This window comes from Parafrankia sp. BMG5.11 (genome assembly GCF_004337455.1).
The window spans coordinates 152,721-176,558 of sequence record NZ_SJXI01000056.1 but is presented as its reverse complement, the minus strand read 5'-3'; the positions used below and the strand labels follow the sequence as shown (position 1 = coordinate 176,558).

Genomic DNA, 23,838 nt, shown 5'->3' with positions numbered 1-23,838 from the left:
CGTGACCACCGCCTCCCGCCGCCGCGTCCTCCCGTCCGACACCCCGGGCTCGTTGCCTGTTCAGACGCGTCGCCGGCTGGGCTTCTCCCGGCGCCGCGACCGCGGGCGGGGCTGGGGAATGATGCTGGCCGGGACGGCGGCGTTCACGCTGCTGCTGGCTGTCCTGTTCCCCGCGGTGGCCTTCGCTGCTACCGCGCCACCCGCCCCCGCGTCTGCCCCGTCCACCGGCACGCCTGGCGTTACCGGTCCTATCCCGAATCCGCAGCCTGGACCGTCCCCGGTTCCTCCGGGTCAGGAAGCGCCAGCCACGCCGGCTCCCTCGGGTGGGGGCGCCACGCCCGCGCCTGACACCCCGGACAGCCAGCCCGCGCCCGACACCTCGGATACCCAGCCCGAGGGCGGCGGCACCGGTACTGGCAGCGCCGGCGGGCCGTGCCCGGCCGGCGACCCGAACTGCGCGACCACGCCGGAGGTCCCGGCCCCACCGATGCCGCAGACGACCCCATCGGCGCCGGACACCGGCGGTGACGGTGGCGGGATCGTCGGGTGGATCACTGATGCGATCAACGATGCCATTACCGCGTTTTTCCGCACGCTGGTGACCGCCGCGCTCAACCCGCTGCTGGATCTACTCGGCCGCACCTTGTTGACGACTCCGGAACCATCGCAACTTCCCGCGATCGGGGAGATGTGGTCGACGTCGTGGGCGATCAGTGCCACCGCTTACGGCACGCTGATCATGTTCGGTGGGATCACAATCATGTCGCTGGGCACGGTTCAGTCCCGCATCACGATCAAAGAGATCGCACCCCGTATCCCGATCGGGTTCCTCGCTGCCGGGCTGTCTCAGTTCCTGGCCACGAAGGCCATCCAGATCGCCAACGCGCTGCCCGGTGGGATCCTTGGTCAGGGATTAAACCCCGACACGGCCGCCGGTCAGCTGAAAAACATCATCATCGGGGCGATCCTGCCGGGACGCGGCGGGGTCAACAAGAGCATCTTCGTCATCTTCCTCGGCCTGTTCGTCGCGGGCTCCGTCGTCGTGCTCCTGTGTACCTACATCGCCCGCATCGTCATCGAGGTCGCGCTCATCGGCGCGGCGCCGCTGGCGCTGGCCGGGCACGGCCATCCCTTGACCGAGAGGATGGCGTTCTGGTGGTGGCGGGCGTTCTTCGGCTGCCTGGGAATCCAGGTTGCCCAGTCGTTCGTGCTGCTCGCCAGCTTCAAGGTGTTCTTTGCTCCGGGGGGTTTCACTCTGTTCGGCCCGACCCCGGATGGGGTTGTGAACCTACTCGCCTCGATCACCCTTCTCTACTTCCTCGTAAAGATCCCTTTCTGGATGATGCCGAGAATCGGGCACGGCAGCAGCATTCTGGGCCGTATCGCACGTGCCTACCTCCTGGGACGGGTGCTTGGTCTGCTTGGTCTACGCCGCCGTGGAGGGCCCCCCTCCCCGCCACGCCGCCGTGGAGGGCCTCCCACTCCGCCGCGCCGGCGCGGCGGACCTCCAGCACCACCGCCGTTTCCGCGCCGCCGCCGTCCAGGGCCGCCAGCACCGCCGCGCCGCCGGCCCCGGACAGGACCGCCGGCGCCTCCCGGCTGGCCGCCGCCACCACAACCGCCACCGCCACCGCCACCACCGTCACCGGCTCCTGGTCCCCGCCGGCGGGGACCGAGGCCGCCGCAGCCCTCACCGCCCCCATCGCCGGCCTGGCCACCCCCGTCTCCGCCACCAGGTCGTCGGCGGGGCAGAGGGTCGCCACCGGGCCCTGGCGGTGGACCTTCGCCCTCGCCTCCTGCCGCACCTGGCCGTGGCCGTGGCCGATCGACGGTCCCGGACAACCGGATTGAGGCGGATGCGGACGGCCAACTGCTCCTGCCATACACCCAGGTGCCTCGCGTCCGTCGCTCCCGGCCGGCCGCGGAGCCTCGTCCGGCCAGGAGCGTGGCGCAGGCCAACGCCCGGCATCGCCAACTTCTGTTGCCTTTCGGTCGGGCTGCCGGTCCCGGCGTGCGTTACCTGCCGGGCAGCGGCGGGGCGTGGGTGGGCCGGGGCGGTCAGCTGCTGCTCCCCGTCGAGGTCGACCGGCCCCGACCCTCAGCCGCCAGTGCACTCCCAGCCTCACCACCGTCGGCGGCCCGTCCGGCATCGCCGGCACGGCCGGTACCACCTCGCTACCAGCAACAGCTGCTGCCAGCGATGCCCCGCCGTCCCCGCAAGCCCCCGAAGGGAAAGTGATCACAACCGATGACGCATCCGGTAAGGATTCCTGCCGATGTTGATCGTGAGGACCGGATTGTGGCGGGTCTTACCGCCCGGCAGGTGCTCATCCTCGTGCTCACCGGCATCGTGCTCTACCTCGGCTGGGCCGCAACTCGCGCTGTGGTGCCGTTGCCGGTGTTCGCACTGGTCGCCGTGCCGGTCGCAGCTGGCGCGGCGGGCCTCGTGCTGGGTCAGCGCGACGGGTTGTCGGTGGACCGGTTGCTGGTGGCCGCGATCCGCCAGCGGACCAGCCCTCGGCACCGGATCAACGCCCCCGAAGGGGTGATTCCGCCCCCATCCTGGTTGGCCGCCCGCACGGCCAACAGTTCCGGTGGCCGGCGGTCCGACGTGGGTGTTCAGAACGCGGCGCCGCTGCGGCTGCCGGCCCGAACCGTCATCTCCAACGCCGGGGTCGGCGTGATCGACCTCGGGTCGGACGGGCTGGCGGTCGTGGCGGTCGCGAGCACGGTGAACTTCGCGCTACGCACGCCCGGCGAACAGGACGGGCTGGTCGCCGTGTTCGCCCGCTACCTGCACTCGTTGACCGCGCCCGTGCAGATCCTCGTGCGAGCGATGCCCGCCGACCTGACGACCCAGATCCAGGAACTCGACGCCGCCGCCGACCAGCTGCCCCACCCGGCGCTCGCGCACGCGGCCCGCGAACACGCCACCTACCTGGCCCAGCTCGCCGACGAGATGCAGCTCCTTACCCGGCAGGTGCTGCTCGTCCTCCGTGAACCGCTCGTCACCGCAGGCCCGGTCGACGGGCTCGGTGGGGCGTCCCCGCTGGCCGCGTTGACCGGCCGACGCAGAACGGCCCGCGATGCCCGCCGTGCCGGACATGCCACCCGCCGCGCCGCGCACACCCGGCTCGCCCGCCGCCTCGCCGAGGCCACCGACCTGCTCGCACCCGCCGGGATCGTCGTCACGCCGCTGGACGCCGGAACGGCGACCAGCGTGCTGGCCGCCGCTTGCAACCCCGCCGGCCTGGTGCCGCCAGCCGCGCTCGCCGCCCCCGATGAGGTCATCTCCGCAGATCTCCCCGACAGCTACCCACCCGGCGAGGACGACGGCTTCCCAGACGACGACGGGTTCGACACCCCAGCCGCGGCGGCCGACCCCGGCTACGACGACCGGTCCGACGACGCCGACGACCCCGACTTCTGGAACCCGCCAGCCCTGCGTCCGCCCGCCGGGCGTTCCGACGACGGCTCCCGACGGCCAGCGCGGAAGGGACACCGCCGATGAGTAGACGAGCCCGACGCCGCGCCCAGGCCCAGGCCCAGGCCCTCAGCCCATCGACAGCGCCGGTGGACGCCGCCGCGGCGGCGTTCGTCCCCGACGCGCTGTCGATCGCGCCCCGCCACCTGGACGTGGGCGGGGACTTCCTGGCCACGATGGCGATCACCGGCTACCCGCGTGAGGTCCACGCCGGCTGGCTCGCCCCACTGCTGACCTATCCCGGCCGGGTGGATGTCGCCGTGCATGTCGAGCCGATCGACGCGGTCACCGCGGCGAACCGGCTCCGCCGCCAGCTGTCGAAACTCGAATCGGGCCGGCAGCTCGGCGATGAGCGTGGCCGGCTGGTCGACCCGCAGGTCGAGGCCGCGACCGAGGACGCCTACGACCTGTCCGCCCGCGTCGCGCGCGGCGAAGGCAAACTCTTCAGGCTCGGTCTGTACCTGACCGTCCACGCGACCAGCGAAGCCGAGTTGGCCGACGAGGTCGCCGCTGTCCGCGCGCTGGCCGCGAGCCTGCTGCTGGACGCCAAGCCAGTCAGCTACCGCTCCTTGCAGGGCTGGGTCAGCACCCTGCCGCTGGGCCTGGACCAGGTGCGGATGCGCCGCACCTTCGACACCGCAGCGTTGAGTGCCGCGTTCCCGTTCACCAGCCCCGATCTGCCGCCCACAGACCCGACGTCCCTAGCTCCGGCCGGGGTGCTCTACGGGCTGAACGTCGCCAGCAACGGGCTGGTGTACTGGGACCGGTTCGGCGATGTCGACAACCACAACGCGGTCCTCCTGGGTCGCTCCGGCGCCGGCAAGTCCTATCTGGTCAAGCTCGAACTCCTGCGCTCGCTGTACCGGGGTATCGAGGTCCACGTCGTCGACCCGGAAGACGAATACGCCCGCCTTGCCGCCGCGGTCGGTGCCACCTACCTGCACCTCGGCGGCGATGGGGTGCGGATCAACCCGTTCGACCTGCCGATCCAGACCACACCCGACGGCCGTCGGACCGCGCCGCGTGACGCGCTGGTCCGCCGCAGCCTGTTCCTGCACACCGTCATCTCCGTGCTGGTCGGCCAGCTGACCGCGGCCGAACGGGCAGCCCTCGACGCGGCGATCACTGTCACCTACCAGGCAGTGGGGATCAGCTCCGACCCGCGCAGCTGGGGCCGACCGGCGCCGCTGCTGGTCGATCTCGCCACTACTCTCGCCCGCTCCGACGACCCGGCGGCGGTGGCGCTCGGTGCCCGCCTGCACCCCTACACGGCGGGGGCGTTCTCGGGCCTGTTCGACGGGCCGACCACCGGTAGCGGCGACGGCCACCTGGTCGTCTACTCGCTGCGCGACCTGGCAGATGAGTTGAAGCCGATCGGGACGCTGCTCGTGCTCGACGCTGTGTGGCGGCGGGTCTCCAACCCGGCCGACCGCCGTCCCCGCCTGGTCGTGGTCGACGAGGCGTGGCTGCTGATGCGTCAGCCCGCCGGCGCGGACTTCCTGTTCCGGATGGCGAAGTCCTCCCGCAAGTACTGGGCCGGGCTCACCGTGGCCACCCAGGACACGGCTGACGTGCTCGCCACCGATCTCGGCAGGGCGATCGTCACGAACGCCGCCACCCAGATCTTGCTGAGGCAGGCGCCGCAGGCGATCGACGAGATCACTGCCGTGTTCGACCTGTCCCAGGGTGAACGGCAGTTCCTGCTCTCCGCCGACCGCGGTCAAGGACTCCTCGCGGCGGGGGCACAGCGGGTCGCCTTTCAGGCCCTGGCCTCGAACGTCGAGCACCGCCTAGTCACGACGAACCCGGCCGAACTCGCCGCATACCCCGACGACGCGGGCGACGACGGCTTCCTCGATCTTGCCGTACCGGCTGACCCGGGCGATGACGACGGCCAGATCTACCTCGACCCCGCCTGACCGCCACCACAGTAGCCGCACGGAGATCGTGACCATGGACCTGTTCGCCGCGGCAGCCACCACGCCGACTTCACCGATCGCCACCTCCCCGGCCGACCCCTGGGGCTTCCTTCACGAGCTGCTGGACCATCTGCGGGTATGGGCGCCGGTCTGGGGACCCGTCGCCGTCCCGCTGCTCGCCCTCACCGTCACCGGCCTGCTCACCCTGCGGCGGCGGATGCGCCGCCGCTACCAGCAACGGCTCACCACAGGAGCCCGCCTCGTCACCGTGCTGGCCCCGCCCACCGTCGACCCGGCGGGCGCGAGCGCGCTGTGGGCGAACCTGCTCGGTCTACTCCGGCCCGGCTGGCGACGTCTGATCGGCCAGCCGCACCTGGTGTGGGAGTACCAGTTCACCGCCGACGGCGTCCGCATCCAGATCTGGGTACCCGGCGTCGTCCCCGATGGGTTCGTCGAACGCGCCGTCGAGGCGGCTTGGCCCGGAGCGCACACCCGCACCACCCCCGCCCGCGCGCCACTGCCCGTCATCGCCCGGCCCGGCCGGCGGCTGCTGGCCGCCGGGGGTGAACTGCGCCTCGCCCGCCCCGAAGCACTGCCCATCCGTACGGACCACGACGCTGACCCGATCCGCGCTCTGCTCGGCGCGCCCGGCAGCCTCGCCCGCAACCAGCGGGCGGCGGTGCAGATCCTGGCCCGGCCGGTCACCGGTCGCCGCGTCGCCCGGTCCCGCCAGGCCGCCCGCCGGCTGCGCTCCGGTGGCTCCGCGCACCTGATCGGCGGGCTGCTGGACCTGCTCACCCCCCACACCGGCCGCACCCGGCAGCGCCGCCGGACAGCGACCACCCCGGTGAAGGCAGACCCGCAGACGTCGCTGGCTCACTCCGCGGAAGACCGCGCCATCGTCACCAAGCAGCGCGGGGCCCAGTACGAAGTCCGTGTCCGCTACGCCATCGCCGCGATCCTTGACGAACAGACCGACGAGACCACCGCCGCCCAGGTGACCAGCCAGCTGCGCGGCCGGGCGCACGCGATCGCGTCGGCGTTCGCGGCCTACGGCGAGCACAACTACTACCGCCGTATCCGGCTGCGCCATCCGCTGCCCGTCCTGGCCGCTCGGCAGTTCGGCCGTGGCGACCTGCTCTCGGTCGCCGAGCTCGGCGCGCTGGCGCATTTGCCGGTGGACGAGGCGACCCCCGGCCTGCAACGCGCCGGCGCGAAAGCGGTCGCCCCACCGCCCGGTGTCGCCGGCCCCGCCCCGAACGTCCGCCCGATCGGGCGGACCGACGCCGGGCACGCGCGGCCGGTCGGTCTGCGGGTCCCGGACGCCCGGCACCACCTGCATGTCCTCGGCGCGACCGGCGCCGGCAAGTCCGAACTCCTCGCCCGCATGACCTTGGACGACGTCGCTGCCCGCCGCGGTGTGGTCAATGTCGACCCGAAGGGCGACCAGATCATCGACATCCTCGCCCGCTACCCCCTCGACGCCCTCGACCGGCTCGTCCTATTCGACGCCGAGTCCGCCAGCCGGCCGCCGTGCCTCAACCCGCTCGACCAGCCTGACCGGCAACGGGCCGTCGACAACCTGGTCAGCATCTTCAGCCGCGTGTACGCCGACTCGTGGGGACCGCGCACCGAGGACATCTTCCGCGCCGGCCTGCTCACCCTCGCCACCCAGCCCGGCATCCCCGTCCTCACCGACCTCCCGAAACTGCTCACCGACACCGCCTACCGGCACCGGGCGCTCGGGGAGATCGACGACGACATCCTGGCCGGCTTCTGGACCTGGTACGAAGCCCTCTCCGACGCCGCCCGCGGCCACGTCGTCGCCCCGCTGATGAACAAACTCCGCGGCTTCCTGCTGCGGCCGTTCGTGCGGGCCGCGATCGCCGCCGGCCCCTCCACCGTCGACATGGACGCCGTGCTCAACGACGGCGGGGTGTGCCTGGTCCGCATCGCCCAAGACGCCCTCGGCGTCGAAACCGCCGCGCTGATGGGTTCGATTGTTGTGTCCGCGGTCTGGCAGGCCACCACCCGCCGGGCGCGTCTACCTCAAGGGAAAAGGCCGGACGCCAGTTTGTACCTGGATGAGGCGCACCATTTCCTCACGCTTCCGTACGCGTTGGAAGACATGCTCGCCGCCGCCCGTGGCTACCGGCTCGGAATCACCCTGGCGCACCAGAACCTCGTCCAGTTGCCTCGGCATCTGGAAGAAAGCATCGGCGCCAACGCCCGCTCGAAGATCTATTTCACGGTGAGCCCGGCGGACGCGAAGCGGCTCGCCCGGCACACCGAGCCCCGGCTCGCCGAGCACGACCTGGCCAACCTCGGCGTGTTCCACGCCGCCGCCCGCCTCGTCGTCGGCGGGGAAGAAGCCCCCGCGTTCACGGTCGTCACGGAGAAGCTGCCCCCGCCGGTGCCGGGCCGCGCTGTCCAGATCCGCCGGGCCCTGCGCCGCCGCGCCGCCGCGCCCGCCACCCCGGCGCCCACCGGTCCACGGCCGCAGCCCACCGCCGACCCACGCCGCGTCCCCTGACCACACGCATCTATCCCGCCTCGAAGGACTCCCCGATGGCCAAGCCGCTGCCGCAGCGCGCCCTCCGGGCCCCGATGCGTCCCACCGCCCGCGTCGTCGCCGACGCCGAACACCTCACCAACCTCACCCCCCACCTCAGCCCTCGGGACCGGTGGATCGCCCGGCTCCTCTACGAACACCGGGTCCTGACCACCCACCAGCTCGTCCAGGCCGGCTGGCCCACCCGGCGCACCGCCAACGAACGGCTCCTCCAGCTCTACCGCTGGCGTGTCATCGACCGCTTCCAACCGCTGAGCCCCGTCGGTGAAGGCATGCCGCCCGCGCACTATGTGTGCGACGTCGCCGGTGCCGCGATCCTTGCGGCCGAAGACGGCGTCGACCTGGCCTCGACCGGTTACCGCCACGAGCGGGCCCTCGGGGTCGCCTACTGGCCCCAACTCGCCCACCGCGTTGCTGTCAACGGCTTCTTCACCCATCTCATCGCCCACGCCCGCAAGCCCGACCCGGCCGGCACGCTCACCGCCTGGTGGTCCGAAGCCCGCACCCGGGCCGCGTTCGGTGACATCGTCCGCCCCGACGCCTACGGCCGCTGGACCAGCCGTGGCAGCGACCTCGAATGGTTCCTCGAACTCGACTGGGCCACCGAACCCTACGCCCGTCTCGCCGCGAAGATCGACAAATACGGGCGGCTCGCCACCGCGACCGGCATCACCACCCCGGTCCTGTTCTGGTTCCCGACCACCAACCGGGAGACCCGCGCGCGTCGTGCCCTGGCCGACGCCGTCGCCGGGCTTGACCAGCCGCACACCGTCCCGGTCGCGACGACCGCCGCCACCCTCGCCCCACCCGACGACCAGCTCGACCCGGCCCCCGCCCGCTGGCTGCCTCTCACCGCCAGCCGCGCCGGCCGGCTCACCCTCGACCAGCTGCCCCGGGCCTGGCCCCGGCTGCCTGCACCCGCGCCGGTGTCCGACCGGCCGGACACCATCCCCACCGGGGCGGGCCTGCGCCCGCCCGCGCCGATGCCTCCCGAGAAGTACCGGGGGTGAGCGGCCACGACCAGATACCTCGCCGGAGCGGTCGCCGCCGTGGTGTTGCTCATCGTGATGACGGGCGCCGCCGCGGTAGGGGCGGCCGAACGCGTCCTGTGCCTACCGGTCATCGGCTGGTTCCTCGGCTGCAACAGCGGCGGCAGCCCCAGCCAGACCGCCCTCGACGACATCCCCGCCGACTACCTGAACCTCTACATGCGGGCCGCCGCCACCTGCCCCGGCCTATCCTGGACGACCCTCGCCGCCATCGGCAAAGTCGAATCCGACCATGGTCGGAGTCGGCTTCCGGGTGTGGTCAGCGGCACCAACAGCGCCGGAGCCGCCGGGCCCATGCAGTTCCTCGCCGGAACGTTCGCCGAGGTCGTCGCCCGCCACCCGCTACCGGCGGGCGGCGCGAGCCCACCGTCGCTCTACAACGCCCAGGACGCCGTTTACGCCGCGGCTTTCTATCTGTGCGATAATCATGTCGCAGCCGATCTGACCGGCGCGCTGTGGGCCTATAACCATTCAGACGCCTACGTCGCGCAGGTCGTCACCCAGGCCACCGAGTACAGCTCGACCGGCGGCGGTTTCGGAGCCGACACCAGCCCGTCCGACGCCGGCTACGCCGCCGTCATCTACGCCCAGGGCCAGCTCGGCATCCCCTACCTGTGGGGTGGAGACGGCCCAGCCGAAGGCGGCTTCGACTGCTCCGGACTCACCAGGGCCGCCTACCAGGCCGCCGGGATCGACCTGCCCCGCACCGCGCAGACCCAGTACGAGGCCGGGCCGGTGGTCCCGCCTGGGGAGCCGCTCCAGATCGGCGACCTCGTCTTCTACGGCACCGCCACCAACATCCACCACGTCGCGATCTACATCGGCAACGGGCAGATGATCACAGCTCCAGGTCGTAATAAAGTGGTGAAAATATCCCAATATAGGTGGACCGGCGATGACTATTTTGGGGCAACCAGGCCGGGCACGTAGGGCGCTGCATGCGCATTCGACGCGGCGCTGACAAAGATGTGGGAATGAAATGCCTCTGCCGACCAAGATAGCCGGCGTGGGCGGTCCCGAGCCGGCGGTTCGATGTCCGGATTCGAGCGGTGGTGGTCGTCAATGGCGGTTCGGCGGGCGGCTGGGAGCCGGTGTGGTCAGAGCGAGGGCGATGAGATCGAGCGCGTTGCGGCCGGCGCGGTCCAGGCCGGCGGCGGTGCGCTCGAAACTCTTGCGCGGGTCGGACCCGGTCAGCGGCGGGTCGGGAACCTTGTGATCGCCCGTGGGGTCGAGGATCGCCTGCTGGAGGGATGCGATGTTGTCCAGCAGGCTGCGGATGCCGTGGAGGAGGTCGGCGCGGGTCGTGTCCGCGTCCCTGGCCGCGGTTGTGGCGAGATCCGGGGCGGCCAGTCCGGGGATGGTGTTGTCACCGAGGTCGCGTGCGAGACGGCGTGCCGCGTGGGCCAGCAGGTAGAGGAGCCTGACGGCCTCGGTGTGGCGTGCTATCCCGGTCAGGTCGGGGTCGTGCAGCGTCCGGTGCAACGTGAGGGCGTGGGAGGCGACGCGCGCGCTGGCCGGCGCGAGGGGTGCCCGGTCGAGGACCCAGGCAGCTCGGCTGCTGTAGAAGCCGAGACCCGCGATGGCGCCGAGTATCGCCAGCCCACCCGTCGCGAAGCCGCGGAGGTCGACAGGAGGGGTGAACGGCGGCCACACGATCGCGCACGCGATCGCGGGAAGCATGAGTAGCAGCTGGGCGACGATGGGGATCAGCAGCCTGCGATGCTGGTAACGCCGGGCCGCCCGCTGGACCCGCGCGTCGATGGTCAGCATGTTCTCAAGCATCTCCTCCCGCGCCACGGCGTCCGTCAACGCCGGGACGACCGGCAGCCACGCGGCTTCGGGAAACACCGCCCATCCTCACTATTCGATGATGACCGGGGATGCACCGGCGGTCGCGTCGAGGTTGTCCGCGTCTGTGTGTTCTCCCGCCAAGCTCGGCGGGAGAGCACACAGACGGAAGCGCTGCCGGCTGGATCACAGCCGCTGCGTTCCTGCTGTGTCGGAGGTGTTGGCGAGGGTGCTCGTGGGGTCGAGCACCTTCCACTGCTGGAGCATGTCGAGGAACTGGTCGCGGTTGAGGGTGTAGAGGGTGGTGAGGGTGCGCAGGTCTCCTTCGCGGATCGAGAGGACCCGGCCGGCATAGTCGCCGCGTTCCCGCTGGATCTGGGCGACCCAGCGGCGCAGCGGCCCGGCGTCGTCGACGGGTACGAGGGCCAGGGCGGACAGGTTGAGCACGACACGGGCGGCCTGCGGCGGGAGGGGATCGGGCTGTCCGCCGGGCAGCAGGGTGAGAACGGGAACGCCGTAGAAGTCGGCGAGCGCGGCGAGCCTCCCGATGCTGATCATCCGGTCGCCGCGTTCGTACGAGCCGAGCGCCGCGACCTTCCACTCGCCGTCCGAGCGGGTCTCGACCTGCTGGAGGGAGTGGCCCTGCTGGGTGCGGATGGCGCGCAGTCGGGCGCCCACCTCACGGGCGTAGGAGCGGTTGTCGCTGGTCGTGAACATGCTTCCTCCCTGGGAATGGGGAACGGGAACGGGTGGGAAGGGCGGGGGCCGGGTCCCTGTGCCCACGCGGGATTGCGGCTTCGGCTGGCCGGGAGCGCGAAAGGGTCCGGGGTGGGCTGCGCCGGGGCCAGTGATCAGTCCGGAAGCCCAGCCGTGCGGTGCGGCCGGAACTCACAGGGACGCGGCCGGACAAGCGCGGGCTGGGCACAGTCGCGGCGGTCTCCGCGGGAACCCGGTAGGGATTCGAGGGGACCGCGCGACGCGGCTGGCGCCGGTTCCGCCTATGGAATGCCGGTGACGGCGGGGGTGGGGCTTTCGTCGAAGGGGAGATCGTCGTATGGGAGTGTCGGCGTCGTCGAGGTCGGCGAGGAACCCGTCGGTACGGGTGTGGATCGTGCCGGCGGGCCGCCAGCGGCCGACCGGAGCGGCGAGGAGAACCCGCCACGCCTCGCTGTCGGCGGGTCCCATCCGTCGGCGGTCGCGGCGCAGACCTGCGGTCGCGAGCGCGGCGGTGTGGGCGTGGTCCCAGGCGTGGAAGCGGGCAGATCCGATGGTGTCCGCGGTGCCGATCGTGTGTCCGGTCGGGTCGGCCGCGGTGACCTGACCGGGCCCGGTCGACGTGGCGGTGAGGTGGTAGCCGGGCGGGTCCCGGTCGAGCGGGTGCAGGACGGCCGTGCGGGCGCAGCGCCCGCAGATGGGTGCGGTGGCGCCTGGCTGTTCCGAGGGAATCTGCTCACGGAAGGTGCGACCGCAGAGGGTCACAGTCATCCCGGAAAGCGTCAGGTGGATCAGCCGAGAACGGGGAGAGATACGAAGCGTCGTGTACTTGTCTGATAGCAAACAGTGGACGAAGGAAGGCATGGCGATCTCCGGCGGTGCGCGCGGGTGGGCGAATGCCAGCCCCTGACGCGTCGCTGAGCGGGCACGCGTCAGCGCCTCGGCGGGCCGGGGCAGGGTGTCGCCGATGGCGATGTCGGGACGCGCCGCGCACTGGGTGCGGTCGGCGGCGTGCCGGCCCAGCAGAAAGACGGGGCCGGTCAGGGGACAGCTACGAAGAGCGGAACGACGTCATCGCTGCTGGCCCTTCACCTGCGAGCGGCCGTCCGCGAGCGAGCGCGCGGACGGACATGCCGGCCCGGCCGACGACGTACGCGAACAGTGCCCGGTGGGCGCTGGCCTAGTCGGCGGTGAGCAGGCGCAGCAGGCGGAGACCGGGGAAGCCGCTGGTCGGCCTCGCCGGGAGGTGGAACGTGCTGGGCTCATCGAAGATCGGCTGGCCGGTCGGCCGGCGGGTGTAGGGGGCCCAGCCGTAGTCGACGCCGTCGTCGGCGTCGTAGGCGGTCCAGACCACACATTCCTGTTCGCCGTCGCGTAGCGGCCGGACGGAGAAGGCGTGGGCTTGCAGGTTGCCGGGGCTCATCTCGATGATCTGCGGGACGGCGAAGGTGAACCGGCGGGCGTGCAGGGCGCGGGCGTGGTCGGCGGCGCGGGTCTCGAAGTCGGTCCGGGCGTTCTCGCCGTGGATGTAGTCGTAGTCGGAGAGGATCTGGCGGCTGTCCCCGTCGAGGATGACGATGGCCGGGTAGTCGGTCATCCGGATGGACTGCTGGACACGGTCCACGACGTCGGTCACCAGGGTCCAGGTGGCGTCGTTCATCGCGGCCTCCAGTGGTCCAGGAATACCGTTCCAGATTCCAGGGCGGTGGAACGGCGGTCGGGGTGTAGACGGCTCGTAGGCGTGTCCACCGTATGCGGAGGTGCGCAGCCCGCCGCCGGTTGGCTATGGCGTTCTGGGGTCGCGATGCCGGTTTCGGCGGACATGGGCAATCTCGTGGTTCGGTGACGACCGCGGGCGCTGCTGGGCGGTGGGCAGCGGTGCGCTGGCCGGTGGACCGCCCGGCTGGCAGTGCGCGGACCTCGCGCTCGCGGGCACCACGCCCTGGGTGCTGGGTGTTGAGCCGGTCTGGCCTTGGCTACGTGCCCGGCGGGGCAGGTCAGGGGTGGGTGCGTCGTCGTTGCAGGGTCTCGTCGAGCAGTTCCCGTAGCAGAACGAGGCCGGGTCCACCGCCGAAGTTCAGGGGGATCGAGAAGATGTGATCTGAGCCGTCGAACGCGTCGAAGACGGGTGTGCCGTCGCGCTTGCGCCGGTAGGGGACCATCCCGGACTCGTGGCCTTCCTCCGCGTCCCAGAGCACCCACAGGATCACGTGCATCTCGCCGTCGTCCTCCAGCACCGGCCCGCCGGTGTAGGGGGACCGCAGCCGGACAGAGGTCTCCTCGTCGATGGTCTCGGGACTGCTGATCTGCGGGACGGCCAGGATCATACGTTCGAGATCGATGTGGTTCGCTTCCTCGGCGACCTGCCGCTCGAACGCTTCCGCGCGGGCGGGGTCACGCAGGTAGGCCGAGTTACTCAGCGTGCGTGAGGGTTCTCCTTCCAGGACCGCGATCGCGGGTTGGTCGCCTTTCGCCAGGGCGTCCTGGACCTGCTTGACGGTCATGTCGACCAGGACGTGGGACTCGAAGTTCATCGGTGGTGTCCTCTACGGGGTGCGGATCGCAGCGGCAGCCGGTCCGGCACACCCGCAAGGACGGTGCCGGACCGCCTTCGCCACCAGTCTGATCGCGCCAGGCCGGCCGGCACCACACCGGGCGTGTTCTGCCTGGCCCCGCATCCCGTTCTGCCCCGGCCGGGCTTAGCGTTCCGATCGTGTCTGGACCGCGGTGATGTTGTGGGTCCCGACTGGCTACGCACCGGCCGATCTTGGCGCGCCGCCCGGTCGTGTCACCGCGGAGGGGCAGGTTGATGGGGTTGCCGAGGGCCGGACCGTCGCGCTCGACGTCGCTGACGCACGCGCCTGCTGCGCGGCGGGAAAGACGGTCGCCGTCGCCGCTTCGGGCAGGGCGCGGACCCGCACAGGACGAGGTCCGCGAAGTGGATGCGCCCGATGATCTCTCGGGTGGGCCAGGTGATCAACAGACCGCAGGTCAGGCAGCAATAGTGGCCACGCCAGCGGGCCGAGCTCGGGTTGATCTCTCGGCCCCGGTGGACCGGGACGAAGCCGTCGGCCCCTGGGCTGTTGCCGCATCGGCACAGCCAGGCATCATCCGTGCCCGCGCGCGCAATGTATTCACGCATGCTGATGGCTCTCTTCCTCGTGACGGTGGTGGAGGGGGAGGGAAGTGCAGGTCGCAGGACGAGACACCGCTCTGCCTGGGGGCGAGGGTGGTCGTGACGGCCGCCGCCGGCCGCCTCCTGCGGGAGCGGGACCGGCGGCGGCACAGTTCGGCGGACCGGTGGCCGAGGTGGTCGCGGGCTGTTGGGGCGGTTCAGCGGTCCCAGGGCTCGCGGGGCAGGTGGTCGCGGGAGGCGGCCCTGGCCTGGATGACGACGTCGGTCCAGGTGGCTCCGTCCGCTTCGACCTGTTCGGCGGTGGTGAGGACCGCGCCGGCGCGGGGAGAGAGCGTCCAGCCGAGGTGGCCGAACAGGGCCAGGGCATGGGTGTCCCCGAGCGCGGAGGCGTGGACGGCGTCGAGGCGCAGCTCGGCGGCCAGGTGGCCGAGTAGCCCAGCCGGATAGCCGCGGTGGAACAGCGGGCTGGTCCGGGTCGGGCTGGTCATCTCGGGGGCGTGGTGGGCGGCGATGTGGGAGAGCACGGCCATCACGGTGGCGTCGCCGATGCGGGTGTCTTCCGGTTCGTCGTCCTCGGTGGTGCGCAGGATGGCAGTGTGGACGGCGTGACCCCAGGTCCAGCCCTGCAAGCTGAGCTGCTCAGCCTCGCTGGCGAGAACAGCGGCCTTGACGGTGAGCGGATAGCCGAGTGCCCCGAGGACGTCGGCGGCGGAATCGAGGTTGAGCAGGCTGGCCGGATCGAGGTGGCCGTTCAGCCAGAACAGGACATGCCCGTGTAGACGGCGGGGCCAGCCGTCCCGGCCGAAGTACGGATGGTAGGTCAGATCGACGGGGCGACGGGTGACGGTGTCCTCGCCGTTGACGGTCAGGACATGGTGGAGCCGGCCGAGAAGCTCGGCGAAGCCGAGCAGATGCGGGGTCGAGGGCATGGTGGGCGCTCCCTTCGGGCGCGACACGGCGGACAGGCTGATCGCAGTGCGGATGAGGAGGCCGGACCGGCCGGACCGAGAAGGTGCGCGGGGCCCAGGCGCCGACGGCGGCACGTCGGCCATCGCACGGCCTTGGCCCGCTCTGGCCGGTGAGAACGGGTAGTGGGGTCTGGTGTCCGCACGACCTGTCGAGAAGGCCGCCGGCCATTACTCAACCGGCGGAAGAGAGGCCAGGAACTCGGCGATCTTCACGGCGTGGTCGGCGTGCGCGGAGAACTTGAACTCGACCTCGCCCCCGTGCATGGGGTCGGCGCTGAAATTCCGTATCGTCTCCTGGGGGTGGCGCCAGAAGCTGGCGACTGGAACCCAGCGGTCTCGCTGGTACTCGTCCGCCGTGGGGTCGAGCCCTGTCCACGGAAGACCGAACGCGGCCATGACGTCGCGCGCGATCTCCTCCGCGCGCTGCTGCATTCTGCGCCGGCTATCGAGAATCCCACACACCCGCGCCAGCTCAGCCTCATAGCCTGGCAGAACATATCGTTGGATCTGCCGCGCAATCGCCACCGCCGACTTGTTCGGCGCGGCATAGGTCCTGTCCCTGGGTGCACGACCGGTCCGGTACTCGGACGCGCGGTGCGGGTAGACACCGGAAATTTCGATCTTGTCTCGCCTGCTGTAGGATCGGCCCATTCGGACGTGAATCTTGCAGAGCGGGTTCGACTTCTTGACCAGGAAGGCATCCTCCGGCCAGTTACCGGCCTCGGTTTTCCAGTCGTCTCCCAGCTCGGCGGCGACACTTCCCGCCAGAGCCGGAAGCGGTGTGCTGGACTCGGGCATGGCTGTACTCCGTTCCACGATCCCTTTGGCTACTGGCTACTGGGTACGGGCGTAGGCGCAGGCCACGATCACGCCGTTGTGTACGCCGTCGCAGGTGATCGGGCCGAGCTGACGGTCCTGCACGGTCAGGTCCTTGCGGATATCACCCTCCAGCTCGTCGATCTTCGAGCCGAACAGCGCCTCGTAGTGGTCGAGCTGGGAGTCCGACGCGACCGTGTGGTCGGGGAACGCTTTCGCCCACAATCGGAAGTAGAGCCCGTAGCCGTACGATGGGAAAGGCGTGGCCTTGCTGACCTCGGTCAGCAGGCAGCACGCTTCGGCGGCCGTACCGGGGCGCGTGTCCTTCCCGGTGGCGACCCTTTCGAGGATCTCCCGGAAGTGCCCCCGGTAGACGAACTCGACCGGAGAGAGGATCGTGGTAGGGACCAGGATCGGGTGGCTGTGAAAGAGCTGGTCCCGCTTATGCGGGTGACGGGCAATCGCCTGCGTGATCTCCTGCTCGGCCCAGTCGAGGGCCGACAATGCGGTGTTGACCAGGTCGACGTAGTCCGCCACGACCTGATCGATCTTGCTTTTGGGCATGGCCGTACTCCGCGTTTCTAAGCCTGGTGGTTGGCGTGTGTGCCGCGAGCCGGCGTTTCTCGCCGGCGTTGATTGGTCTTCCGGCCCTACGTGGGTGCGTAGCCCCTATCGGGAAGGGTTCCCGCTAGTCCACGAACGCCGCCCACCGGCCACCGTCGTTGTGGGTGAGGAAGGCGATGTGAACGGCGACCTTGGGGTTAAGTTCCTGGGTGATGTCCGCCGCTCGCTCGATGACCTCCCACGCCGTGCTTCGGTCTTCGAACAGGCGCGGAAAAGCCTCGACGCGAACATCGGTAGTCCAGATAGCGCGATTCTTGTCGTGGGCCAGCGCCACGCTGTAGAGCGGCGTGTTCTTCTGGGCTGTTGCACCTTCGACCGCTTCCGGGTGCGGAACGAGGGCCTGGCGTAGATGCGATTCCGGGGCCACGGCGGTGATGCGTGTGCGACGCGGCATCGTAGTCCGGCCTTCGGAAGAATCCGGTCAGGTAGCCCGTCCGGGCCGGTGGACGCGGGTGCGGCCCGGCCGTGCCCGTCGGGCCGGGCGGTGGCGCCGGCCGCGGTGGCGCCGGCCCGAGGTCAGATCGACGGTGATCGCGACGAGGGTCACCGCCGTGTAGGCGGCGAGGAGGGTGACGTTGTGCGCGGCGGCGACGCCCAGCAGCCATACCAGCAGGAGGACGAACCCCCAGAAGCGCATCTGTCGGCGGCGACGGCGACTCAGGTAGAACATGGGGAATCACGTTCCTTTCCGTGGTGAGCCGGGTGACTTCCCGGCATCGACGTGCGGGTGTTTGCTCAGCCCTCGGCGGTGCGCCAGGGAACGGGATGTCCGTGGTCGGGGTCGGCACAGTCGCCGCTGGTCGTTGTGGGACTGGTGTAAATCTCTTCGTCGTCTACCAGGACCCTGATCGGTGGTTCCTCCTTGAGGTCCAGGGTCAGTGCAGTGTCGACGTGGACGAGAATTCTGCCGCTTTCGTCAAGCAGCGTGGTGATGCGGAGGGAGAAGCTGCCCACGTTTCCCGGTTCCCAGCTTGCGCAGGGATGCGGAGGCAGTGCGTCGTACATGTCGATCGTTCCGTAACTCACCGACGAAACCCGCATCGGCTGTCCCTTCTAGGCTCAGAATGTGTGCGGCGGCCCGCAACGAGCACCGCGAGAAAGCGCCGGTCCGTGCGAGATCGTTCCGGTCGCCAATCGGCCGGCTTCACAGTGGCCTGGCACGCGACGAATAGAGATCAGTGGTGCTTGGGTAGCGGGCGGAACACGATCTCGGTGCTGTCGGCGTTGGCGGTGGTCGCCCATTCGTCGAGCAGGTCGGCGAGCGACTCGGCGAGCACGTCCCGTACGTCACCGGTGGAACCATCGTCGGCGAGGACGGCGATCAACCGGGCGCGGGCCTCCCCGAGTTCGTCCGCGTAGACATCGACCACAAGCCCGGTCGTCGACGGGCACTCGGTCCGGGTCTCGGCCTCGATGTCGTCTTCCAGCACCATCCGCAACGCGTCGCGGGCGTCGACGAACATGTCACGTGCCCGCTCACGCCGCGACCGCGGGTCCAGCGGCGGGGCCCATCGGCGTCTCCGCAGGAATCGCACGCCGAGCAGCAGGCGGCCGTTCCACATCATGATCTCTCTTTCTCCAGGAACAGGGAGGGCAGGGCTGCCGGGTCAGCCGCTGACGCCGGGTGTCGTGTCGAAGGTTTCGTGCAACTGGCCATCGGCGGTATAGGTGAAGGTCCGTAGCCGTGTGTAGGGTTCGGGAAGAAACACCGGCATGGCGTTCACGACAGCCCCGCTGAATCCCCGGCAGATCCACATCACCCACCGGTCCGGCTTGTCCGGGGAGTTGCCGGAGGGAAGCGCGCCAGTGGAACGCCGATCGGTGAGCCGGCGCATATCCCGGCGGGCCAGGTGAGGACAGAGCCAGGTGGACGCCCCGGCACATCCTTCATGCATCGGCGGATCGTGGTAGGCCCCGACGGCGGCGGCTCCCGGGCTGCCGAGAAAGGCGACCTCCTCGGCGAACGGTTGGGCGCAGATACCGCACCGCCCCTCGGAGGCGAGACGGAACGCCTCCCGGCCGTCCACGGTCGAGAAATCTGGCTCCCCGTCCGGATGACGTGCGGTGACAGCGGGAATAGGCACGTTCCGGTGCCGGTCGATCGGCAGATGTCTCATCAGCTCGGGAAACTCGGATGCATGGTTCACTGCCGCTCCTTTCCATAGCTGGCTACAACCCGGGGGGAAATCTCCTGGGTGGCGGGTCCGGCTAGTCCCCGGAGTCCGCCCAGAAATCGGCCTTGGCGCGCATCCGGTCGAGCGATTTGCCCAGGCCGGGAATGTTGTACCAGCTTTGAATACTGTTCTGGTCGTCGCGGAGAAGAGCGACGTGGAACTCGCCGGGCTGGGAGCTGGCCGCGACGACAGCCCACAGCGGCACGTCGTGGCCCGCGCGGGGCACGTAGATGCCGGCTACCACCGGGCAGCCGACGAAGGTCAAGGGCAGGGGAAACTCAGGCGTCATCTCCCTCGCTCCGTTCGGGTGAGGGCGCCGCGACCCGGCCCGCGCGGCGGCGTCGGGTCGCCGGGCGCGCCTGTGCGTCCGCGCGAGGGCGGGGCCGCCACACGTGCCGGCCGGCACGTTCGACCCGTTCCAGATCGAGCGTGCCGGCCCAGATGACGCAGAAGGCGCAGGGATCGACGCAGGCGGAGCAGCCGCCGCCTTCGAGGTGGCTGCGCCAGCTCTCCTCGGCGTGGGCACGGGAGATCCGGTGGTAGGTCCAGGCGTCGATCTCGTCGGCGAGCTGGTCGCGTAGCGCGGTCAGGATGCGCACGACCCGCTCAGGGTCGTAGCTGGGCGCGGTGTGGTCGCCGAGGCGAGCGGCGCGCAGCGCCGCATGCCGGCTGGCATCATCACCGGTCAGCGTGGCGAGCAGCGCGCGGGCGTCGAGACGGTCGTCGTCGGTCGGCGGCGCGTGTCGAAGTCGGCCGCCGTCGGAGACGTCCGGCGGCCTGCGGTGCGGCCCATCGGGATCAGGCCCGGGACGGGTCGTCGCCGGGGCCGGGCGCCGGGTCGAGGCGGACCAGGTGGCCGTGGGTGACGTCCTCGCCGATCGCGCCGTCGACAGCGGCCAAGTCCGCGACCTCGTCGCAGATCTCGCCCCACAGGTCCGGGGCGGTCCGCGCGTCCACGGGGATCACGGTGTCGTCGGCGAGGAGCACGCCTTCCGCGGACGCGGTCGGGTACTCGTCGAAGCCGTGCGGGGTCTCGACAAGGTCCGCCCCGCAGGCGGAACAGCGGAACTCGGTGTCGGCGTCGAAGATCAGCTTGATGCTGCTGTCTTCGTCCAGGCTGTTCACGGTCGTGCCATCGACGGTCAGTGCGGCGAACATCGCGATACCCGGTCCTTTCCGGTCAGCTGTGCGGGTAGCGCACCGCCCCCGCCCCGGCGGGCGGCCGGGGCGGGGGCAGGCGTGGGACGGCGGGTCAGGCGGGCAGCAGGGTGCGCAGCGTGGCGAGGGTGGAGCCGTCGAGGCTGTCCGCCCCGCCGGTCACGGCGCGCAGCATGTTGCGCTCAGCGCGGGACGCACCGCGGACGCTCTGCTCGTGGTGGGTGTAGGTGTTGACCGCCTGCACCACGCCCCAGCCGGTGTTACGCCACGGGGAGACCCGCTCGTCGTGGTTCCACAGCCGGTTCAGGACGTCGCGGTGCTTCTCCGCGCTGGTCCGCGCCCGCCCCTTCTCGTCCGGCACGGGTGCGTGCGCGTCCAGGAACGCCGCCCACTGCCGGTCCGACACGTCCAGCGCGCACAGTTCGGCGACCTCGGCGGCGAAGTCGTCGGCGATCGTGTGCACGATCGCGAGTGCACCCCGGGCCTCACCGAGCCGCAGATGCGACTTCGCGGAGTGCTTGACCTTGGTCTGCTGGCCCTTCTCCCGCAGACCGGCCGCCATCGTGTTGTCACAGACGACGTTGGTCACGATCCGCTTGTAGGTCGTCGACAGCGACCCGTCGAACGACGTGGTGGCCAGCAGGTTCGGACGGAACGCGACCCCTTCCGGGGTCGTGATCGTGTCGGGAACCTCGACCGACACCCACGCGACCGCCCCGCCGCGCAGCAGCCCGGCCGACCCGATCGCGAGATCGTCATCGAGGAGCTGCCCGACGTTGTCGACCAGCCATTCCTTGTAGGGGTGGGGCTGGTAGCCGTCGCTGAAGATCCCCATCACGCTGCCGGTGTCGGACCGGATGATCGCCTTGCGGTCCGGGACGACGTCCAGACCGCCGGTGACCGGGGACTCGAAGTAGATCGGCTGTTCGAGGGCGGTCCAGTCGAACAGCCGGCGCTCGACGTCGTCGACCGGGATCGGCCCCGGGTAGTGGTTGGCCTCGCCCTGCTGCTGGTCGGCGCGGTAGTGCCAGGCGTGGCCACGCTTGTCGGTGAAACCGATCAGCGTGTGCTGGTTGAGCCAGGTCAGGGTTTCCTTCGACATGCGGCTTCCTCCCGTGAGCGGTGGGGTGGGTGGCGATGTGTGGGCATGCCGACGGGCCGCCGGACACCGTCCGGCGGCAGGCATGCGGAAGCGGGTTACGGGGCGGGTGTGCGGGCGGGGCTCAGCGCCGCGCGGGCCGGGTCGAGCACTGACGCGCCGTGCCCCGGCGCGCTCGCCTGCCGTTCGTCAGCGGCAGCGGCTCGACCCGCCTCACGACGCCTCCCCAGGCACGGCGCGGCGGGCCGTCCCGGACGACCCGAGGGGATGGGCGGAGGACCTGCCTGCGAGCCAGGCATCGACGAGGGCAACGGCTGCGCTGTCACGGGCCGCATCGGCCGCATCGGCAGGCAGAGCCGTCAGCCCGAGGGACTCCCGAGCCTGCAACACGTACTCGTTCGCATCGACAAACTCGTGCAACTGCTCGAAGGCAGCGACGGCCTCGGGTACCTTCCCGCCGCGGACATCCTCCAAGATCATTTCCTGGATCGCGGTGGCGATCGAGTCGGAGCTGACGTCTGGTTGATCGCCCATCGCCGTTCCTTTCTGCCGCAGAGCACCCGACGACGTACGTCTCGCCAGCCGGGGGAGATGGAGCACCCCGCGAGCGAACCCGGGCCGGTTCCACCACCGTGCGGGATGGCTGGCGATCTTCGGACCACCCGACGGGCCGCCGGACACCGTCCGGCGGGCGCCACGCGGCGGCGGATTACGGGGCGGGCGTGCGCGCGGGACTCAGCGCCGCGCGGGCCTCGGCGATCGACGCCCACGGGCGGACCTGACGGTGGCCCGGGAAGGTGTGCGCGCGGGCGATCGCGACCGCGCGGGCCGCGTCGGGCCCCGACCCGTCGACCAGGCTGCTGATCTTCCAGGCGGTCGTGGCGACCCGGACGGGCCGCCCGCCCGGCCACATCTCCTCATAGGCGCGAACCCGCCCGTCACGGGTCACCGAGCGGATCACGATCAGCTCGACATGGACGGCGTCCGGACCGCCACCGGTCAGCGGCTCCCGATGCGGGGACACCAGCAACGCGACCGTCCCCCGGCGGGCGGGCGCCCCGTTCGCGAGCGGCAGCGCCTCGACCTGGCTCACGATCCGTCCCCGGCAGGGACAGCCAGGCCGTGGCCTGGGTCGGTTCGTCACGCTCTTGAGCGATCAAGTCCCGGATCTGCATCGTCAGGTAGTCGGCAGGGTTCTCCTGGAGGAACGGGTCATCGGACCAGACGATCGACCCGGCCCGCGCGGTCGTCTCCACCACCACGCCGCCGAGCACGTCCGTGCTGTACCGGCGGTCGCAGTGCGGGCACTCCACCACGATCGTCAGGACGTAGGCAGCCCACGTCTCGTCCGCGAAGCGCTCCCGCTCCTCGGTGATCACGTCGAGGTCGCCGACGGGAGACAGGTAGTAGTCGTGGTCATCGTCGATGTAGACCCCGATCCGCACCGTGGGGTCCGCGAGCACGCCAAGCATGGCACCACCTCGAAAAAGATCAGGCAGAGAGCAGAAAAAGCGGGTCGGTTATGCGCCGGTCAGCCGCGCCCAGAGTTCGCGGCACTCGGCGTCGCTGAACCCCTCCGGATGCGCGGAGGTCTCCCGCATCTCGCCGGTGTAATGGCTCAGCGTCGTCCTGCCGCCCCACCAGCAGTGCGACCCAGGAAAGTCCGGGCCACCCGAAGGTTCCGTGACCCCCAAGGCCGTCAGCCGGGCCACGGCAAGGTCCACGGCGCCGAGCCCGTCCTCACGGTCGTACTCGTCCGGTTCGCAGTCGAAATCCTCGGACCGTTCGTCGTGCGGGTAGATGTCTCCGTCGTACGCTTCGTGGTCGAAGTAGTCGCGATGGTGAACACGCAGATGCCGGCCGTTCACAGGACCCGCACCACCCAGCTGTCGCAGTCCTCCTCGACCCCGGAGATCTCCAGCAGGATGTCGCCGTAGACGATCGCCTGTTCGTGCAGCCGGTCCCCTTCCGGGCCATAGCCGCAGTCCCACAGTCCCGCGCCCTGCCGCTGCCGCGACAGGACCCAGTCCCGGCCCAGCGCTTCGGCCCCAGGCGCCCGATCACCCAGACGCTCGAACAGCGACGACAGGTCGGCGGCGGCGCCTTCCAGGAAGTCACGGATCTCGCCTGCGGGATCACCGCGCAGATACTCGGTCTCCGTTCCGTCGAAACCACTGCCGTACAGGTTCGTGGTTTCGTCCGGCGACCATTCGACCATCGCCGATTCGATCAGTTCGCGCCATACTCCCCGCTCAAAGCGGCGCACGAACTCCTCAGACAGAACGTCACAGGTCACAGATCCTCCCTCCATATGGATGGGTGACACGCTTTGGACGC

The 23,838-nt window shown here is 70.6% G+C and carries 28 protein-coding genes; 6 read left to right on the top strand and 22 right to left on the bottom strand.

From position 1 onward, the window contains the following. Position 1 precedes the first annotated feature (1 nt). The 6 genes from E0504_RS53600 to E0504_RS32355 are packed head-to-tail and all read left to right on the top strand — an operon-like array spanning position 2 to position 9,954. Positions 2–2,239, top strand: a complete 2,238-nt coding sequence (locus E0504_RS53600; protein ID WP_131626465.1) for a hypothetical protein — start codon at positions 2–4, stop codon at positions 2,237–2,239. 9 nt (positions 2,240–2,248) lie between these two features. After that, positions 2,249–3,511, top strand: a complete 1,263-nt coding sequence (locus E0504_RS32375) for a PrgI family protein (protein ID WP_131626464.1) — start codon at positions 2,249–2,251, stop codon at positions 3,509–3,511. Then, positions 3,508–5,403 carry a VirB4 family type IV secretion system protein gene (locus E0504_RS32370; protein WP_131626463.1) on the top strand — a complete coding sequence of 632 codons (1,896 nt, stop codon included), beginning with the start codon at positions 3,508–3,510 and terminating at the stop codon, positions 5,401–5,403. The genes E0504_RS32375 and E0504_RS32370 overlap by 4 nt, the downstream gene beginning before the upstream one ends. A gap of 34 nt (positions 5,404–5,437) precedes the next feature. Further along, the gene (locus tag E0504_RS32365; RefSeq protein ID WP_131626488.1) at positions 5,438–7,936 is read left to right on the top strand and encodes a type IV secretory system conjugative DNA transfer family protein; all 2,499 of its coding nucleotides are present in this window, start codon (positions 5,438–5,440) and stop codon (positions 7,934–7,936) included. Between the two features lie 35 nt (positions 7,937–7,971). Beyond that, on the top strand, positions 7,972–8,985 hold the full coding sequence (locus E0504_RS32360; protein ID WP_131626462.1) for a replication-relaxation family protein: 1,014 nt from the start codon (positions 7,972–7,974) through the stop codon (positions 8,983–8,985). A 39-nt stretch (positions 8,986–9,024) separates the two neighbouring features. Beyond that, positions 9,025–9,954, top strand: coding sequence for a C40 family peptidase (locus tag E0504_RS32355; protein ID WP_243657712.1), 930 nt, complete (start codon positions 9,025–9,027; stop codon positions 9,952–9,954). Between the two features lie 129 nt (positions 9,955–10,083). On the opposite strand, the gene E0504_RS32350 is transcribed toward E0504_RS32355, so the two are convergent. The 22 genes from E0504_RS32350 to E0504_RS32240 all read right to left on the bottom strand — a co-directional run bounded on the left by E0504_RS32350 (position 10,084) and on the right by E0504_RS32240 (position 23,797). Beyond that, positions 10,084–10,872: a hypothetical protein gene (locus tag E0504_RS32350; protein WP_243657711.1), complete on the bottom strand. Its 789-nt coding sequence runs from the start codon at positions 10,870–10,872 to the stop codon at positions 10,084–10,086. A gap of 126 nt (positions 10,873–10,998) precedes the next feature. Continuing rightward, positions 10,999–11,529, bottom strand: a complete 531-nt coding sequence (locus E0504_RS32345) for a transcriptional regulator (protein WP_131626461.1) — start codon at positions 11,527–11,529, stop codon at positions 10,999–11,001. Between the two features lie 171 nt (positions 11,530–11,700). Continuing rightward, positions 11,701–12,297 carry a hypothetical protein gene (locus E0504_RS32340; RefSeq protein ID WP_207974627.1) on the bottom strand — a complete coding sequence of 199 codons (597 nt, stop codon included), beginning with the start codon at positions 12,295–12,297 and terminating at the stop codon, positions 11,701–11,703. A gap of 409 nt (positions 12,298–12,706) precedes the next feature. Beyond that, positions 12,707–13,186 carry a hypothetical protein gene (locus tag E0504_RS32335; RefSeq protein ID WP_131626460.1) on the bottom strand — a complete coding sequence of 160 codons (480 nt, stop codon included), beginning with the start codon at positions 13,184–13,186 and terminating at the stop codon, positions 12,707–12,709. Positions 13,187–13,523: 337 nt separating this feature from the next. Then, positions 13,524–14,060 (bottom strand): hypothetical protein, encoded by a 537-nt coding sequence (locus E0504_RS32330; protein WP_131626459.1) that lies wholly within the window; start codon positions 14,058–14,060, stop codon positions 13,524–13,526. 799 nt (positions 14,061–14,859) lie between these two features. Then, entirely contained in the window at positions 14,860–15,591 is a 732-nt protein-coding gene (locus E0504_RS32320) for a hypothetical protein (protein WP_131626457.1), read from the bottom strand. A gap of 207 nt (positions 15,592–15,798) precedes the next feature. Further along, positions 15,799–16,428, bottom strand: coding sequence for a hypothetical protein (locus tag E0504_RS32315; RefSeq protein WP_131626456.1), 630 nt, complete (start codon positions 16,426–16,428; stop codon positions 15,799–15,801). A gap of 36 nt (positions 16,429–16,464) precedes the next feature. Then, positions 16,465–17,010 carry a hypothetical protein gene (locus E0504_RS32310; protein WP_131626455.1) on the bottom strand — a complete coding sequence of 182 codons (546 nt, stop codon included), beginning with the start codon at positions 17,008–17,010 and terminating at the stop codon, positions 16,465–16,467. A gap of 124 nt (positions 17,011–17,134) precedes the next feature. Continuing rightward, entirely contained in the window at positions 17,135–17,464 is a 330-nt protein-coding gene (locus tag E0504_RS32305; RefSeq protein WP_131626454.1) for a hypothetical protein, read from the bottom strand. 27 nt (positions 17,465–17,491) lie between these two features. Continuing rightward, entirely contained in the window at positions 17,492–17,740 is a 249-nt protein-coding gene (locus E0504_RS32300; RefSeq protein WP_131626453.1) for a hypothetical protein, read from the bottom strand. A 65-nt stretch (positions 17,741–17,805) separates the two neighbouring features. Continuing rightward, the gene (locus E0504_RS32295; protein ID WP_243657710.1) at positions 17,806–18,096 is read right to left on the bottom strand and encodes a hypothetical protein; all 291 of its coding nucleotides are present in this window, start codon (positions 18,094–18,096) and stop codon (positions 17,806–17,808) included. Between the two features lie 149 nt (positions 18,097–18,245). Further along, positions 18,246–18,635: a hypothetical protein gene (locus E0504_RS32290; protein WP_131626451.1), complete on the bottom strand. Its 390-nt coding sequence runs from the start codon at positions 18,633–18,635 to the stop codon at positions 18,246–18,248. A gap of 42 nt (positions 18,636–18,677) precedes the next feature. After that, positions 18,678–19,217: a hypothetical protein gene (locus E0504_RS32285; RefSeq protein ID WP_131626450.1), complete on the bottom strand. Its 540-nt coding sequence runs from the start codon at positions 19,215–19,217 to the stop codon at positions 18,678–18,680. 61 nt (positions 19,218–19,278) lie between these two features. Beyond that, complete coding sequence (locus E0504_RS32280; protein ID WP_131626449.1) at positions 19,279–19,533, bottom strand: hypothetical protein; 255 nt, start codon at positions 19,531–19,533, stop codon at positions 19,279–19,281. Then, positions 19,523–19,843, bottom strand: a complete 321-nt coding sequence (locus E0504_RS52455) for a hypothetical protein (protein WP_243657709.1) — start codon at positions 19,841–19,843, stop codon at positions 19,523–19,525. Before E0504_RS52455 ends, E0504_RS32280 begins: the two co-directional genes overlap by 11 nt. Before the next feature lie 199 nt (positions 19,844–20,042). Then, the gene (locus E0504_RS52450; protein WP_131626448.1) at positions 20,043–20,402 is read right to left on the bottom strand and encodes a hypothetical protein; all 360 of its coding nucleotides are present in this window, start codon (positions 20,400–20,402) and stop codon (positions 20,043–20,045) included. Between the two features lie 94 nt (positions 20,403–20,496). Beyond that, entirely contained in the window at positions 20,497–21,504 is a 1,008-nt protein-coding gene (locus tag E0504_RS32265) for a DUF932 domain-containing protein (protein WP_131626447.1), read from the bottom strand. A gap of 210 nt (positions 21,505–21,714) precedes the next feature. Beyond that, a complete protein-coding gene (locus E0504_RS32260) occupies positions 21,715–22,035 on the bottom strand; it encodes a hypothetical protein (protein ID WP_131626446.1) in 321 nt (106 codons plus the stop codon). Positions 22,036–22,210: 175 nt separating this feature from the next. Continuing rightward, complete coding sequence (locus E0504_RS32255; RefSeq protein ID WP_243657708.1) at positions 22,211–22,462, bottom strand: hypothetical protein; 252 nt, start codon at positions 22,460–22,462, stop codon at positions 22,211–22,213. Continuing rightward, positions 22,440–22,973: a hypothetical protein gene (locus E0504_RS32250; protein ID WP_243657707.1), complete on the bottom strand. Its 534-nt coding sequence runs from the start codon at positions 22,971–22,973 to the stop codon at positions 22,440–22,442. Before E0504_RS32250 ends, E0504_RS32255 begins: the two co-directional genes overlap by 23 nt. Before the next feature lie 48 nt (positions 22,974–23,021). Continuing rightward, entirely contained in the window at positions 23,022–23,369 is a 348-nt protein-coding gene (locus E0504_RS32245; protein WP_131626444.1) for a hypothetical protein, read from the bottom strand. Then, on the bottom strand, positions 23,366–23,797 hold the full coding sequence (locus E0504_RS32240; protein ID WP_131626443.1) for a hypothetical protein: 432 nt from the start codon (positions 23,795–23,797) through the stop codon (positions 23,366–23,368). The genes E0504_RS32245 and E0504_RS32240 overlap by 4 nt, the downstream gene beginning before the upstream one ends. Positions 23,798–23,838: the final 41 nt, after the last annotated feature.